Here is a 14,595-nt window from a genome sequence, read left to right as displayed (position 1 = left end):
AGACCCGTCCGGATGGACACCCGACAGGCCCACGAAGACGTCGACGTCGCGATCGTCATGGAGTCGACCTACCCGTACCTCAAGGGTGGGGTCTCCGCGGTCGTGCACGACATCGTGGTGGAGAACCCGGACCTGACCTTCGGGATCATCCACATCACCTGGGACTCCAGCAGCCCCACCGAGGACCTCTACGGCGTCCCGTCCAACGTGCGCTGGGTGCACCCGCTCTACCTGAGCATGGACGAGCACAAGGAGGACTTCCGCGACCTCAAGCCGGGCGACCTGCGCATGCGCGGCCGGGCGCGGACCGCGCTGGCGCACCGGGTGTTCGACGCGCTGGAGGGCATCGTCGCCGGCGAGACCGAGCCGGTGTGGTCGCTCTACGACGAGGGGATGAACCCCCGCACGCGGCGGTACCCGCTCTGGGCCCTGCTCGGCACCCAGGAGTTCATGCAGGTGCTCCAGCAGCGCTGCACCGGCCTGGGGCTGTCGCTGGTGGACACCTTCTGGCTCATGCGCGAGTTCTTCTCCCTCGCCTGCGCCGTGCTCGGCAACGACCTGCCGCGCGCCCGGGTCTACCACGCCCACACCACCGGGTACGCCTCGCTCATGGGCGCGGCGGCGGCCCGGCAGAACGGCGGCCGCTTCCTGCTGACCGAGCACAACCTCTACGTCCGCGACACGGTCAACCTGATGCTCGACCGGGACATGGCGCTCCCGGTCACCGCCACCGACTGGCGCACCTTCGACGTCCCGGCCCGGGAGCGGGCGTGGATGACGTGGTGGATCGAGATGGGGCGGTTCTGCTACCCCAGCGCGGAGGTCATCACCTACCTCTACCCCAAGGCGATCACCGAGGCCGCCGACCTGGGCGCGCCGGTGGAGAAGAGCGTGGTCATCCCCAACGGGATGGTCCCGGCGGCCGTCGAGCCGGCCTACCAGCAGCGCCTGCGGGCCGTCGAGGAGATCGTCCGCGGGCCGGCCGAGCGCACCTGGCGGCTGGCCTACATCGCCCGGCTGGTCCCCATCAAGGGCATGCTCGACCTGCTCGACACCGTGCACATGCTGCTGCAGCGCGGGGTGACCGACTTCCACCTGGACGCGCTGGGGCCCACCGACCACTTCCCCGAGTACTACGCGGCGTGCGTGGAGAAGGTCGAGCGGCTGGGGCTGTCCGACCACGTCACCTTCCGCGGGGTGGTCGACGTGCGGGCCGAGATCGGCAGCTACGACCTGCTCGTCCTCCCGAGCTACAACGAGGGCCAGCCCATCGTCGTGCTCGAGGCGATGACCGCCGGCATCCCGACCGTGGGCACCGAGGTCGGTGGCATGGCCCAGCTCGTCGACGACCCGTTGACCACCGAGGCCGGGCACACCTGGGGGCCGGCCGGCATCCTCGTCGACCCGCTGCACAAGTCGCCCAACATGGCCGAGCAGCTGACCGAGGGGCTGACCCGGGTGATGAGGGACCCCGCCCTGTACGCGGAGTTCGCCCGCAACGCCCGCGGCCGGGTCGAGGACTTCTTCCAGCTGAGCGACGCGATGCGGGCCTACAACGACCTCTACCGCGAGCTCGGCGGCCTCCCCTCGCGGGAGCAGGCCGCGGTCCGCGGTCCCGGCGCCGGCGCCGCACCGGTCCTCGAGCCGGTCGTCGAGCCGGTCCTGGCCGAGGCGCCGGTGCGCACCGAGGTCGTCCCGCGCGCCCGCAGGCCGCGCACCGGCTTCCCCGGGCTGCGTCCGGCCACCTAGGATCCGCGCACCCGTCAGCGCCGACGGGTGCGCGGTCAAGGACCGCGCAGGACGTGCCGATGGAGTCGCCGTGGCCTCCCTGTCCCTGCTCGTCGCACTGCTGGTCCTCCCCTGGCTGCTGGCCGCCCGCCGCCGCCCCGCCGTGCCGCCCGCGAGCCCGACGCCGGCCTGGACCCCGCCCCTCCCCCGACAGCCGGTGCGGCCGTGGACCGACCCCGACGAGTGGTGGCGCGAGGCCTCGGCGCTGCCCTCCCGTGCACCGCGGCCGGTCCCGCACCGGGCCGCCGCCCCGCTCGAGGTCTGAGGACGCGACAGCGGTCCCCGTCCCCCGTCCCCGTGTGACGGGTGTGACGGCTGCGCACGATCGATGGACGCAGCGCTTCGTGGTTGCTTGACTACTCCTCGCACACGGACGTGCCCGGACCCGTTCCGCTCCCCAGGGAGGGTGGCCGGTCGTCCCCTGGCGAGCCGCGGTCCCCGCGGCGGGAGAGGCCCAGCGTGGGCAGGCACACGTCCCCGGACTCCTCGGCACCGTCCCGCACCCCGCGGCCCCCGCGGGAGCGCGGCCGGCACCTCCGCTGGCCCGCGCTGCTGCTCGGCGCCCTCCTCCTGGCCGGGCTGGTGACCGTGGCCCCCTCCGGCACCCCGGCGGACGGCGCGACGACGTCGGCGGCCGCCGCGCGCGCCGCCGCCCGCTGCAGCGACTGGTCGAGCTGCGCCCGCACCGCGGCCCGCACCGCCGGCGTCGTCCTGACCGCCGGGCGCGTCCGCCCCCCGACGCCGACCACCACCGCACCGACCACCACCCCGCCGAGGACCACCGCGCCGGTGAGCAGCACGCCGACGACGGCACCGGCACCGGCCTCGACGACGAGCACGACCGCCGGCACCACGACGACCGGCACCACGACGACCGGCACCGCCACCGCGACCGGCACCGCGTCGGGCCCGCTGACCGCCGTCTCCTACGCGGCCAGCGACGAGGTCGTCGCCAACCCCGAGCGCGGCTTCACGCACTACACCGAGTCCCGCTGGTCCCCCGACGGCAGCGCGCACACGCCGCTGGACGTCACCACGCTGCGCACGTGGCGCACCGCCGAGGCCGTGACCGTCGTCTACCGCGTCTACTACCTGGGCGGGCTGGTCGACCGGGACACGATCGACCAGCGGTTCCTCGACCAGGTCGCCGCGGACCTCGCCACCGCCCGCGCGGCCGGCGTCAAGCTCGTCGTCCGGTTCGCCTACTCCCCCGACGACGGCCGCGACGCGCCGCCGGCCCGGGCGGTGGGCCACGTCCGCCAGCTCGCACCGGTGCTCAACGCCGCCTCCGACGTCGTCCTGGTGCTGCAGGCGGGCTTCGTGGGGCGCTGGGGCGAGTGGTACTACTCCGACTCCTACGCCTCCGACCCGGCCCGGCCGTGGGCGCTCACCGACGCCGACTGGGCCCGCCGCGGGCAGGTCCTCGACGCGCTCCTGGACGCGACGTCGCCCGACATCTGGGTGCAGGTGCGCTACCCGTCGATCGTCTCGCGGCTGGTGGACGACGCCGACGCCCGCCGGGTGGGCGTGCACAACGACTGCTTCCTGGCCAGCGACACCGACATGGGCACCTTCGCCACGGCGGAGGAGCGCACCTGGCTGGCCGCCGCGTCGGCCCGGGTGCCGGTGGGCGGCGAGACCTGCGGCACCAACGGCACCCGGTCGCAGTGGAGCACCGCCGCGACCGAGCTGGCCCGCTACCACTGGAGCTTCCTCAACGCCGACTTCCACCGCGGCGTCCTCGACTCCTGGGGCCAGGCCGGCCTCGGCACGGCCGCGCGGTCGCTGGGCTACCGGCTGCGCCTGGTGTCGGGCGCCTTCCCCGCCACGGCGCGCCCGGGCCAGACCGTGCAGGTCGAGCTCACGCTGGCCAACGACGGCTACGCCGCCCCGCTGTCCGACCGGCCGGTGCGGCTGGTGTTCGGCTCGGGCCCGCAGGCGGTGGGCGTCCCGGTCGCCGTCGACGTGCGGTCGCTGGCGCCGGGGACGACGCGCACCTTCCGCGTCGACGTGCCGGTGCCCACCACGGCGGGCGCCTGGCCGCTCGCCCTCGCCCTGCCCGACGACGCGCCGTCGCTGGCCGGCGACCCGGCCTACGCCGTCCGGCTGGCCAACCAGGGGCTGTGGGACCCGGCCACCGGCCGCAACGACCTGCGGCACACCCTCACGGTCGGCTGACCCCGGCGGCGGCGCTCCGGGGCCGTGACAGGCTGGGCCCATGGTCACCCGTCGTGGCGCCTGGATCCGCTACCAGGACCCCCTGTCGGACGAGCAGCTCGACTTCGCCGTCGAGCACTACCAGGCCGCGATCCTGCAGCCCTGGGAGACCGAGGCCGCCGGCCGGCTCAAGGAGCAGCGGCCGGACATGACGGTGCTGGCCTACAAGTGCCTGTCCTCGGTGCGCGACTTCGAGCAGGGGCCGGTCTTCACCTCCGGGGTCAGCCTCGAGGAGGCCGAGGAGGCCGGCGAGGAGTGGTTCGCCCACCGCGAGGACGGCAGCCGCATCCAGTGGGCCACCTACCCGGGGCACTGGCAGATGGCGGTGTGGGAGCCGGACTACCGCGAGCGGTGGTGCGACAACGTCGCCGACTTCCTCGAGGACACCCCCTGGGACGGCGTCATGGCCGACAACGACGTCTTCGACGACTACTACGGGCTGCGGCCGCCGCTGGAGGGCGGCCGGACGATGGCCGACCTGCGCCGCACGATGGACCAGTTCGTGCCCGAGGCCGGCAAGCGCCTCAACGGCATGGGCAAGGTCCTCGTGCCGAACATCGCCGAGTCACGGCGCGACCCGGGCCGCTGGGCCCGGCACGCCGCCTACGGCGGCGGCTTCGAGGAGGTCTTCCTCGCCTGGGGACCCGACCGGTACCTCGACCCCGCCAGCGCGACCGCCCAGATGGAGGAGCTCGGCGGCCCCGGGATCACCATCGTGCGGACGGCGACCGACGGCCGCGACGACCACCCGAACTTCCTCTACGGGCTGGCGGCAGTGCTCGTCTTCGGCGCCGGCGAGCAGGTCTGCTTCTCGGCCACCGACCACGACGGGTACAGCGGGACGCCGTTCCGCCCGGAGCTGGAGTGGGACCTCGGCACCCCCGTCGGCGGCCCGCAGCAGAAGGGCCACGCCTGGTCCCGGGAGTTCACCGACGGCTGGGCGGGCGTGAACCTCAACGAGAGCAAGCGGCGCAAGGTCACCCTGTCCGTGCCGCCGGGGCTGCGGTCCGCCGACGGGGAGCCCGCGCCGGCGAAGGTGACCCTGCAGCCGCACGAGGGCGTCGTCTACCGGCGCTGAGCGCCGCTCAGACCGCCGCGGCGCGGGTCGCCGTCCAGCCGGCCCACGCCGAGGCGACCATGTCGTGCAGGTCGTGGCGGGCCTCCCACCCGAGGACGGCGCGGATGGTGTCGGCCGCGGCGACCACCCGGGCGGGGTCGCCGGCGCGCGGCGGGACGACGACCGGCTCGGCCCACGCCTCGCCCGCCGTCCGGGTGACCGCGCGGACGGTGTCGACCACCTGCCGCACCGAGACGCCCTCGCCGCGGCCGATGTTCGCCGTCAGCGCGCGCACGCTCCCCCCGGCCAGCGCCCGGGCGGCGGCGACGTGCGCGGTGGCGATGTCGGCGACGTGCACGAAGTCGCGGATGCAGGTGCCGTCCGGCGTCGGATAGGTGTCACCGAACACGAGCGGGGCCTGCCGGTCGGCCAGCCGCTGGAAGACCATCGGCACCAGGTTGGACGCGCCGCGGTCGGTGAGCGCGGGGTCGGCGGTGCCGGCGACGTTGAAGTAGCGCAGGTTGGCGTAGCGCAGGCCGGTGGCCGCGGCGACCTCGGCGATCATCCGCTCGCCGACGAGCTTGGTGGTGCCGTAGGGGTTCAGCGGCCGGCACTCGGTGTCCTCGCCGACCAGGTCGGTGTCGGGCATGCCGTAGACCGCCGCGCTGGAGGAGAAGACCAGGTCGGCCACGCCGGCCGTCACGGCCTGCTCGAGGAGCACCCGCAGACCCTCGACGTTCTCCCGGTAGTACAGCAGCGGGAGGCGCACCGACTCCTCGACCTGCTTCTTCGCCGCGACGTGCACCACCCCGGTGACGCCGTGCTCGCGCAGGGTCCGCGCCACCAGGTCGCCGTCGAGCACGCTGCCGACGACGAGCGGGGTTCCGGGGACGCGGTCGGCGTCGCCGGTGGACAGGTCGTCGAGGACGACGACGGACTCCCCGGCCGCCCGCATGGCCGCGACGACGTGGGAACCGATGTAGCCGGCGCCGCCGGTCACGAGCCAGGTCACCGACCGAGCCTAGGCTCCGCCGCTCCCCGGCCCCCGGCCGGTCAGGTGAGGCGCTGGAACGGCCCCCGTGCAGGGTCCCGCTGCGAGCCTGCGAGCAGTGGGGGGCACGGGGGTCCTTCGTCAGCTCGCCCGGCGGCCCAGGGCGCGGTAGGTCCAACCGGCGGCGGTCCAGGCCTCCCGGTCCAGGGCGTTGCGGCCGTCGAGCACCCGCTTCTGGCGCACCACCGCGCCGAAGGCCACCGGATCGAGCTCGCGGTACTGCCGCCACTCGGTGAGCACCAGGACGGCGTCGGCGCGCTCGGCGGCCTCCTCCGGTGTCGCGGCGAAGTCCAGGTGCGGCCACTCCCGGCGGCTGTTGTCCACCGCGGCGGGATCGGTCACGCACACCACCGCGCCCTGCAGCTGCAGCTGCGCGGCGACGTTGAGCGCCGGGGAGTCGCGGATGTCGTCGGAGTCGGGCTTGAACGCCGCCCCCAGCACCGCCACCCGCTTGCCCAGCAGCGAGCCGTCGAGCACCTCGCGGGCCAGCTCGACCATGCGGATGCGGCGGCGCATGTTGATGTTGTCGACCTCGCGCAGGAACGTCAGCGCCTGGTCGGCACCCAGCTCGCCGGCGCGGGCCATGAACGCGCGGATGTCCTTGGGCAGGCAACCGCCGCCGAACCCGAGGCCGGCGTTGAGGAACCGCCGCCCGATCCGCTCGTCGTAGCCGATCGCGTCGGCCAGCTGCTTGACGTCGGCACCGGTGGCCTCGCACAGCTCCGCCATGGCGTTGATGAAGGAGATCTTGGTGGCCAGGAAGGAGTTGGCGGCGGTCTTCACCATCTCGGCGGTGGCGTGGTCGGTGGTCACCTTCGGCGTCCCGCGGGCCACGATCGGGGCGTAGACCTCGTCGAGGAGGGCCTCGGCGGTGGCCGCGTCGGCAGGGTCAGCGGGCAGGCCGTAGACCAGCCGGTCGGGGTGGAGGGTGTCGCGGACGGCGAACCCCTCGCGGAGGAACTCCGGGTTCCAGGCCACCAGCGCGCCGGGGACCTTGCCGGCCACCAGCTCGGCCAGCTGCGCGGCCGTCCCCACCGGGACCGTCGACTTGCCGGCTACCAGATCGCCTGGCTGCAGCACCTCCAGCAGCGACTCGACGGCCGCCTCCACGAACCGCATGTCCGCGGCGTACTCACCGTGCTTCTGCGGGGTGCCGACGCACAGGAAGTGGACCCGTGACCCCGCCGCGTCGGCGACGTCGGTCGAGAACGACAGCCGTCCCGACCCCAGCGAGTGCTGGAGCAGCTCGTCGAAGCCGGGCTCGTAGAACGGTGACCGGCCCGCACATAGCGCGGCCACCTTGCGCTGGTCGACGTCGATGCCGACCACCTCGTGGCCGAGCTCGACCATCGACGCTGCGTGGACGGCGCCCAGGTAACCGCAGCCGATGACCGAGATGCGCATCCCCGCTCCTCCGTGCCCGACACTTCGACACCGAAGTGCACCACGACACCGGACGGGGCGCCCGGGGAAGGCCGGGTCGGGTGACCGCGGTCAGGGCGCGGGCCGCACGACACCGCACCGGCAGGCGTAGAGGCTGGCGCCGCTGAAGGCGTCCTCCCCGACCCAGCGGAACCGGTGCCGGTGCCAGCGCCGCCGCGCGCCCGGGCCCGGGGGCTCGGCCGGCGGGACCAGGGACACGCGGTGCATGGTGCCCGACCGGAGGGCCGGGCGGAACGCCTCTCAGCGGGGCAGCGAGGCCAGGTAGGCGTCGAGGGCGGTCCGCCAGTCGCGGGGCCGGAAGCCGGTGGCCTCGAGCCGGACGAGGTCGAGGACGCTGTTGGGCGGCCGCGGCGCGAGTCCGGCCCTGCCGGCGGTGTACTCGGCGGTGCTGACCCGCCGGACGTCGCGGGGGTCGCGGCCGCGGGCGGCGAAGACCACCTCGGCGACGTCGGCCCAGGACGCCGGCTCCCCGCCGCAGGTGCAGTTGTAGGTGCCCGGCTCCCCGCGCTCGACGAGGTGGGCGACGGCGGCGGCGAGGTCCTCGGCGAAGGTGAGCCGGCCGACCTGGTCGTCGACGACGGCCGGGCTGACGCCCCGGTCGGCGAGGTCGGCCATCGTGCGCACGAAGTTGCGCCCCTCCCCCACGACCCACGTGGTGCGCAGCAGCAGGTGCCGGTCGAGCGCGGTGACGAGCCGGTCGCCGTCGGCCTTGCTCTGCCCGTAGACGCTCAGCGGGCGGACCGGGGCGTCCTCGGGGATCGGGCCGCGGGCGCGCCCGTCGAAGACGTACTCGCTGGAGAAGTGCACGAGCGTGGCCCCGCGGTCGCGGGCGACGCCGGCGAGGGCGCCCACGGCCTCGACGTTGACCGCCTGCACGAGGTGCCGGTTGGCGGGGTCCTGCGCGGCGTCGACCTGGGTGTAGGCGGCGGCGTTGAGCAGCAGGTCGACCCCGGTCCAGTCGTGGCCGGCGACCGCGGCGGGATCGGTGAGGTCCAGCGCCGTCCGGTCGAGGGCCCGCGCGTCGGGGAACCGACGGGTCAGCGCCCGGCCGACCTGCCCCCGCGCGCCGAGGACGACGGCCGTCACTGGCCGCGCGCCGCGTAGGCCGCCTCGACCCGGTCCTTCAGCGGCCGCCACCAGTCCTCGTTGTCGCGGTACCAGGCGATGGTGGCGGCCAGCCCCTCGCGGAAGTCGGTGTAGCGGGGCCGCCAGCCCAGCTCCTCGCGCAGCCTGGTCGCGTCGATGGCGTAGCGCAGGTCGTGCCCGGCCCGGTCGGTGACCGAGTCGAAGGCGTCGGCCGGCTGGCCCATCAGCTCGAGGATCGTGGCCAGCACGGTGCGGTTGTCCACCTCGCCGTCGGCACCGATCAGGTAGGTGGAGCCGGTGCGGCCGCGCGCGAGGACGTCGTGCACCGCGGTGTTGTGGTCGTCGACGTGGATCCAGTCGCGGACGTTGTGCCCGGCGCCGTAGAGCCGGGGCCGCCGGCCGTCGAGCACGTTGGTGATCTGCCGCGGGATGAACTTCTCGACGTGCTGGTACGGGCCGTAGTTGTTCGAGCAGTTGGAGATGGTCGCCCGCACGCCGTAGGAGCGCACCCAGGCGCGCACCAGCAGGTCGGAGGCGGCCTTCGTCGACGAGTAGGGGCTCGAGGGGTTGTACGGCGTCTCGGGGGTGAACCGGTGCGGGTCGTCGAGCTCGAGGTCGCCGTAGACCTCGTCGGTGGAGACGTGGTGGTAGCGGACGTCGTGCCGGCGCACCGCCTCCAGCAGCGTGTAGGTGCCGACGACGTTGGTCTGCAGGAACGGCGCGGGGTCGGCCAGTGAGTTGTCGTTGTGGCTCTCGGCGGCGAAGTGGACGACGGCGTCGCTGGTGCGGACCAGGTCGGCGACGAGCGCGGCGTCGGTGACCGAGCCGTGGACGAAGGTGATCGCCTCCCGGACGCCGGCCAGCGAGGCCTCGTTGCCCGCGTAGGTGAGCGCGTCGAGGACGGTCACCTCGTACTGCGGGAAGCGCTCGACGGTCTGGTGGACGAAGTTGGCACCGATGAAGCCGGCCCCACCGGTCACCAGCAGACGACGGATCTCGCTCACGGACGCCAGGGTGTCAGAACCCCGGGCCGATCCCGGTGTGCCGCTCACCCCCAGGGATGAGGTCGGTGGCGGGCGGGCGCGTCACCTGGACATCCTGGGACGACGACGCGGGTGGACGGGGTCGCCATGACCAGGCACGACGTCGGGCTCGAGGGCCCACCGGCCGACGCGGACGCCCCGGCGGGGACACCGGCCGACCGGGACCGCGCCCGCTCGGGCCGGCGCCGGGGCCTGCGCCGGTTCCTCACCGCGCTGGCCGTGCTGCTCGTCGTCGGGGTGGCGGTGGTCGGTGGGGGCCTGTGGTACCTCACCGACCGCTACGCCGGGAACATCGACCGCGTCACCGACGTGTTCGCCGACCTCGACGAGGAGGCCCGGCCGGCGCCCGCCACGCCCGCCGAGGCCGCCGGCGAGGCACCGGTCACCTTCCTGCTCGTGGGCACCGACAGCCGCGGCACCGCGGACGAGGGCATCGCCGAAGGCGGCCGCTCGGACGCGATCATGATCGCGCGGTTCTCCGGCGACCGGCGGCACGCGCAGCTGGTGTCCATCCCGCGCGACTCGTGGGTCGAGATCCCCGGCCACGGCCAGGACAAGATCAACGCCGCCTACGCCTACGGCGGCCCGTCGCTGCTGATCGCGACCGTCGAGCAGGTGACCGGGGTCCGCATCGACCACTACGTCGCGATCGACTTCGAGGGCATCGTCGAGGTCACCGACGCCCTCGGCGGGGTCGACGTCGTCGTCGCCGAGACCACCACGTGGGGCCCGTACACCTTCGAGGCCGGCGTCAACCACCTCGACGGCGACCAGGCACGCTGGTACCTGGGGCAGCGTTACGGCCTGCAGGGCGGCGACTTCGACCGCGTCCGGCGCCAGCAGCAGTACCTCGAGGCGGTCTTCGGCCAGCTGTTCACCTCCGGCGCGCTCAGCGACCCCGGCCGGCTCGACGCCGCGCTGCTCGCGGTCACCAGCGCCGTCGCCGTCGACGACACCCTCGGCGACGCCGACCTGCTGGGCCTGGCGTACTCGCTGCGCGACCTGCGCCCCGAGGACGTCGACTCCTTCACCGCGCCGGTGCTGGGCACCGGCACCGAGGGCTCGGCGAGCGTCGTCTACCTCGACGAGGTCACCGGCGAGCGGATGTGGTCCTACCTGCGCAACGACTCGCTGTCGCAGAACGCCGACGAGTTCGGCAGTCAGGCCCTCCCCGACGTGCCCCGCTGAGGCCGTCCTCCCCCACCCGTCACGGACACCTCACCGGTCCGCCGGCCCGGCGTCGCCGGTCGCCCAGGATGCGGCCGTGACGTTCCTCCTCGGCTCGACCTGGCTGGCGCTGCACGTCTTCGTCGCCGAGCACGGCTGGCTGCTGGCGGCCGCGGCCGCGTGCGGGATCGCTCCGGCCCGGACGCTGGTGCACCGCGCGGCCGCCTGAGGCCCCGCCCGCCGGTCAGCGCCGCCGCACCGTCAGGAGCCCCAGCAGGGAGAGCACGCCGGCCGCCCAGCCGGTCAGGACGAACACGTCGCCCTGGTGCAGCCCGCGGTCCTCGGCGACCCGGACGAGCACGGGGCCCTCGTTGTAGTACTGCCCCGTCACGAGCAGCAGCGCGAAGGCGCTGAGGACGGCGATCGCCACGAGGGCGAACAGCCAACGCAGGGCGGCATCGCCGGTCACCCGCCCTGCCGTCGCAGCACCTGTCCCACGGTCTTCAGGACGATCTTCATGTCGAGCCACGGTGACCAGTTCTCGATGTAGTAGTTGTCGAAGCGGGCGCGGTCCTCGATGGAGGTGTCACCGCGCAGGCCGTGCGACTGCGCCCAGCCGGTCAGGCCGGCCGGCACCCGGTGCCGCGCGGTGTAGCGGGGGATGTGCGCGGAGAACTGCTCGACGAAGTGCGGCCGTTCGGGACGCGGACCGACCAGGCTCATGTCCCCGCGGAGGATGTTCCACAGCTGGGGCAGCTCGTCGAGGGAGGTCGCCCGCAGGAAGCGCCCGACCGGGCCGAGCCGGTCGTCGTGCTTGATGTTCCACTGCGTCTGCGACTCCGTCTCGTCGACCGGCTTGAGCGAGCGGAACTTCAGCACCTGGAACGGGCGGCCGTCCAGGCCCACCCGCTCCTGGCGGAAGATGATCCCCGGGCCGCCCTCGAGCCGGACGGCGAGCGCGCAGGCGGCCAGGACCGGCACGAGCAGCAGCAGCGACAGCGCCGAGACGGCGACGTCCACCAGCCGCTTGGCCCGCCACCAGGGGCTCCGGTAGACCGAGCGCCGCCGCCGGATCAGCGGGATGCCCCAGATCTCGTCGGTGTAACGGTTGGTGTGGTGCAGCTCGAAGAGCCGGGGGACGACGAAGACCTCGACGTCGAGGCGGTCGCAGGTGCGCAGGATGTCGACGAGCTCGTCCTCGTCGACGCCGCCGTAGGCCACGACGACGTCGCGCACCCCGAGCTGCTGGATCGCCTGCCCGAGCCGGTGGTAGCGGCCAAGCAGCGGGACTGGGAGCAGGGGTGCCGATCCGGCCGGCCACTCGGTGTCGAGGAAGCCGATCGGGTCCAGGCCGTAGTTGCGCCGCTCGAGCAGCGTGGTGGCGACGCGGACGCCCACTGGGCCGGCGCCCACGATCAGGGTGCGGTGGCGTACCAGACCGCGGCAGCGGGCCAGGTGCACGACGCGGTAGGCCACCAGCCGGAACAGCAGGACGGCCGCCAGCACCACCAGCAGGTGCACCACCTGCCGCCCCGGCCCGTCGACCCCCGGCAGCACGGAGAACAGCGAGACCTTCAGCGCCCAGGCGACGGCGACCGCGGCCAGGACGTAGGGCAGGTCGTCGAGCAGCGAGAGGGTCAGGCGTGAGCGGTACAGGCCGGCGCGCCAGAAGACGAGGAGCAGGAACCCGAGCGCGAGACCGTGCGCGATCGGCGAGCCCGGCGTCGTGATCACCGTGGCGACGGCGAAGGCCAGGACGTCGGTGAGCACCAGGTAGGGGCCGACACCGCGCCGCAGCCACCAGGGCTGGCGGCGCACGATCCCGACGGGCCGGATGTGCGCAGCGTCCCCCGGCGCGATCCGCACCCGGACGGCGGACGGCCTGCGCACGATCCGCCCGGATGCGACGTCGCCCCCCGTGGCGTCGACCATCACTCCTCCATCACCCGCGCCGGCGTCTCGGCACGTCAGGCGATCGTGTCATCGGGACGGTGCCGTCGCCATTTGTCCCGGCCATTCCTCACTCGGACGGGAATGACGCACGAATGTGCAGTGGAATGGTCACGCCGCGTCATTGTCGGGAGTGGCACTCGGTGTGCGGATCAGTACGCCCCGGAGCCGCGGAGGACGGCACCGGCGGTCTTCCACAGGATCATCGCGTCGAAGGTCAGCGACCAGTTCTCGACGTAGTGCACGTCGAGCCGGACCGCGTCGTCCCACGACAGGTCCGAGCGGCCGCTGACCTGCCACAGGCCGGTGATGCCCGGCTTGACCAGCAGGCGGCGGCGCATGTCGAAGCCGTACTGCTCGACCTCGCGGGTGACGTGCGGGCGCGGGCCCACGAGGCTCATGCTGCCGCCCAGGACGTTGAACAGCTGGGGCAGCTCGTCGAGGGAGTACCGGCGCATGACGGCGCCGATCCGGGTGACCCGCGGGTCGCGGCGCATCTTGAACTGGACGGCGTTGCCCTCGCTGCGGCCGTGCAGGTCCGTCTCGGCCTTGTCGGCGTCGACGACCATGCTGCGGAACTTCAGCACCTGGAACGGCCGGCCGTCCCGGCCGATCCGCTCGTGGCGGAAGAACACCGGACCGGAGCTGGTGACCTTGACCAGCAGGGCGAGCGCGACGAGCAGCGGCGAGAGCAGCAGGATGCCCAGGCCGGCCGCCGTGCGGTCGACGACGTCCTTCACGATGCGGCGCGCGCCGGTGAACTCCGGGCGCTCGACGTGCACCAGCGGCAGCCCGGCGACGGGACGGACGTGGACGCGGGGACCGGCGACCTCGGTGACCGCGGGGGCGAGGAGCAGCTCGGCCTCGGTGTCCTCGAGGTCCCAGCCGAGCTTGCGCAGCCGCGCCCCCTCGAGCTCCGGCGAGGGCAGCACGGCCACGGTGTCGACCTCGAACCGGCGGACGACGTCGGCGACCTCGTCGAGGCTGCCGAGGACGGGCAGGCCGTCGAAGACGTCGCGGTCGCCGGCCGACAGCGGCAGGCAGCAGCCGATGACGCGGTAGCCGTGGCGGGCCTCGCGCTCCAGCTGCGCGCTGAGGGCGGCGACGCCGCTGCGGTGACCGACGAGGACCGTCGTCTGCACGTGCCGGCCGTGGGCACGCCCGGAGTACAGCCGCAGGCGCAGCACCAGGCGGGTGGCCAGCGTCAGGAGGGTCGCCAGCGGCAGGGCGACGACGACGAAGCTGCGCGCGACCTCGAGCTTGAAGGCCCAGGAGACGGTGCCGACCGTGGCGAGCAGGAGCGCGGCGGCGGAGAAGACCCGGCGGAACTCCTCCGGGCCGACCCAGAGGTAGCGCTGCTCGTAGGCGCGGGCGGCGAGCATCGCGCCGAGCCAGACGACCGGCAGCGCGAGGACGACGGCCGCGCTCGCCGACAGCCCGACGAGCGGGCCGCCCTCGGGGACGAGCGAGCCCACCGCAGCGGCCACGAACGCCGCGAGCGCGTCGAGGACCACGAGGCGGCGGACGTAGGAGGCGCGCCACGCCCGGCGGACGGCCGTGCCCTCGCCGCGCAGGCCAGGGGCCAGCCAGAGCCACCGTCGGCCGACCGGAGTGGGATCGTGCCGGACGCGTCCGTCACCGACCTCGAGCAGGGACATGGCAGCACCCCCGTGCAGACACCGAGCAGGCACCTCGGTGGTGAGATTCCCCGTTGCGCCGGGAACTGTTGTGTTCAACCGGCCGGACGACGGTAACCCCCGGACGGCAGGAAACGAAAGTCGTCCGACTCAATT

General features: G+C 74.0%; 14 protein-coding genes. 6 read left to right on the top strand and 8 right to left on the bottom strand.

The features are described from left to right. Positions 1-12: 12 nt before the first annotated feature. The 4 genes from pelF to CHC04_RS21035 all read left to right on the top strand — a co-directional run bounded on the left by pelF (position 13) and on the right by CHC04_RS21035 (position 5,083). Positions 13-1,749, top strand: a complete 1,737-nt coding sequence (gene pelF / locus CHC04_RS21055; RefSeq protein ID WP_089405901.1) for a GT4 family glycosyltransferase PelF — start codon at positions 13-15, stop codon at positions 1,747-1,749. Between the two features lie 70 nt (positions 1,750-1,819). Beyond that, entirely contained in the window at positions 1,820-2,053 is a 234-nt protein-coding gene (locus CHC04_RS21050; protein WP_089405900.1) for a hypothetical protein, read from the top strand. A 194-nt stretch (positions 2,054-2,247) separates the two neighbouring features. Continuing rightward, positions 2,248-3,966 (top strand): DUF4832 domain-containing protein, encoded by a 1,719-nt coding sequence (locus CHC04_RS21040; RefSeq protein WP_141233876.1) that lies wholly within the window; start codon positions 2,248-2,250, stop codon positions 3,964-3,966. Between the two features lie 40 nt (positions 3,967-4,006). Further along, positions 4,007-5,083 carry a putative glycoside hydrolase gene (locus CHC04_RS21035; protein ID WP_089405897.1) on the top strand — a complete coding sequence of 359 codons (1,077 nt, stop codon included), beginning with the start codon at positions 4,007-4,009 and terminating at the stop codon, positions 5,081-5,083. Positions 5,084-5,090: 7 nt separating this feature from the next. On the opposite strand, the gene galE is transcribed toward CHC04_RS21035, so the two are convergent. From galE to rfbB, 5 genes are all read right to left on the bottom strand, one after another. Then, positions 5,091-6,074 (bottom strand): UDP-glucose 4-epimerase GalE, encoded by a 984-nt coding sequence (gene galE / locus CHC04_RS21030; protein ID WP_089405896.1) that lies wholly within the window; start codon positions 6,072-6,074, stop codon positions 5,091-5,093. Positions 6,075-6,194: 120 nt separating this feature from the next. After that, positions 6,195-7,517, bottom strand: coding sequence for a UDP-glucose dehydrogenase family protein (locus CHC04_RS21025; RefSeq protein WP_089405895.1), 1,323 nt, complete (start codon positions 7,515-7,517; stop codon positions 6,195-6,197). Between the two features lie 90 nt (positions 7,518-7,607). Continuing rightward, on the bottom strand, positions 7,608-7,754 hold the full coding sequence (locus tag CHC04_RS24370; RefSeq protein ID WP_176450111.1) for a hypothetical protein: 147 nt from the start codon (positions 7,752-7,754) through the stop codon (positions 7,608-7,610). A 42-nt stretch (positions 7,755-7,796) separates the two neighbouring features. Continuing rightward, positions 7,797-8,642 carry an SDR family oxidoreductase gene (locus tag CHC04_RS21020; RefSeq protein ID WP_176450131.1) on the bottom strand — a complete coding sequence of 282 codons (846 nt, stop codon included), beginning with the start codon at positions 8,640-8,642 and terminating at the stop codon, positions 7,797-7,799. After that, positions 8,639-9,646, bottom strand: a complete 1,008-nt coding sequence (gene rfbB, locus CHC04_RS21015) for a dTDP-glucose 4,6-dehydratase (RefSeq protein WP_245817583.1) — start codon at positions 9,644-9,646, stop codon at positions 8,639-8,641. The genes CHC04_RS21020 and rfbB overlap by 4 nt, the downstream gene beginning before the upstream one ends. Before the next feature lie 126 nt (positions 9,647-9,772). Between rfbB and CHC04_RS21010 the strand changes: the two genes are divergently transcribed. Both CHC04_RS21010 and CHC04_RS25385 read left to right on the top strand, forming a co-directional pair. Then, the gene (locus CHC04_RS21010; protein WP_089405948.1) at positions 9,773-10,873 is read left to right on the top strand and encodes an LCP family protein; all 1,101 of its coding nucleotides are present in this window, start codon (positions 9,773-9,775) and stop codon (positions 10,871-10,873) included. Positions 10,874-10,949: 76 nt separating this feature from the next. Next, complete coding sequence (locus CHC04_RS25385) at positions 10,950-11,081, top strand: hypothetical protein (RefSeq protein ID WP_281252261.1); 132 nt, start codon at positions 10,950-10,952, stop codon at positions 11,079-11,081. Positions 11,082-11,096: 15 nt separating this feature from the next. Here CHC04_RS25385 and CHC04_RS21005 read toward each other — a convergent pair whose 3' ends face one another. The 3 genes from CHC04_RS21005 to CHC04_RS20995 form a co-directional block, all read right to left on the bottom strand. Beyond that, complete coding sequence (locus tag CHC04_RS21005; protein WP_089405893.1) at positions 11,097-11,321, bottom strand: hypothetical protein; 225 nt, start codon at positions 11,319-11,321, stop codon at positions 11,097-11,099. Further along, entirely contained in the window at positions 11,318-12,784 is a 1,467-nt protein-coding gene (locus tag CHC04_RS21000) for a sugar transferase (protein WP_089405892.1), read from the bottom strand. The genes CHC04_RS21005 and CHC04_RS21000 overlap by 4 nt, the downstream gene beginning before the upstream one ends. A gap of 170 nt (positions 12,785-12,954) precedes the next feature. Beyond that, on the bottom strand, positions 12,955-14,460 hold the full coding sequence (locus CHC04_RS20995; protein ID WP_089405891.1) for a sugar transferase: 1,506 nt from the start codon (positions 14,458-14,460) through the stop codon (positions 12,955-12,957). Between the last annotated feature and the right edge of the window lie 135 nt (positions 14,461-14,595).

Source organism: Geodermatophilus saharensis (assembly GCF_900188205.1).
Classification (GTDB): Bacteria; Actinomycetota; Actinomycetes; order Mycobacteriales; family Geodermatophilaceae; genus Geodermatophilus; species Geodermatophilus saharensis.
This window is presented reverse-complemented; position numbering and strand designations above follow the sequence as displayed.

Excerpts from the sequence above, each read along its gene's own strand:
- pelF (WP_089405901.1), top strand. The coding sequence starts at position 13 with ATGGACACCCGACAGGCCCACGAAGACGTCGACGTCGCGATCGTCATG.
- CHC04_RS21035 (WP_089405897.1), top strand. The coding sequence starts at position 4,007 with ATGGTCACCCGTCGTGGCGCCTGGATCCGCTACCAGGACCCCCTGTCG.
- CHC04_RS21025 (WP_089405895.1), bottom strand. The coding sequence starts at position 7,517 with ATGCGCATCTCGGTCATCGGCTGCGGTTACCTGGGCGCCGTCCACGCA.
- CHC04_RS21010 (WP_089405948.1), top strand. The coding sequence starts at position 9,773 with ATGACCAGGCACGACGTCGGGCTCGAGGGCCCACCGGCCGACGCGGAC.
- CHC04_RS21000 (WP_089405892.1), bottom strand. The coding sequence starts at position 12,784 with ATGGTCGACGCCACGGGGGGCGACGTCGCATCCGGGCGGATCGTGCGC.
- CHC04_RS20995 (WP_089405891.1), bottom strand. The coding sequence starts at position 14,460 with ATGTCCCTGCTCGAGGTCGGTGACGGACGCGTCCGGCACGATCCCACT.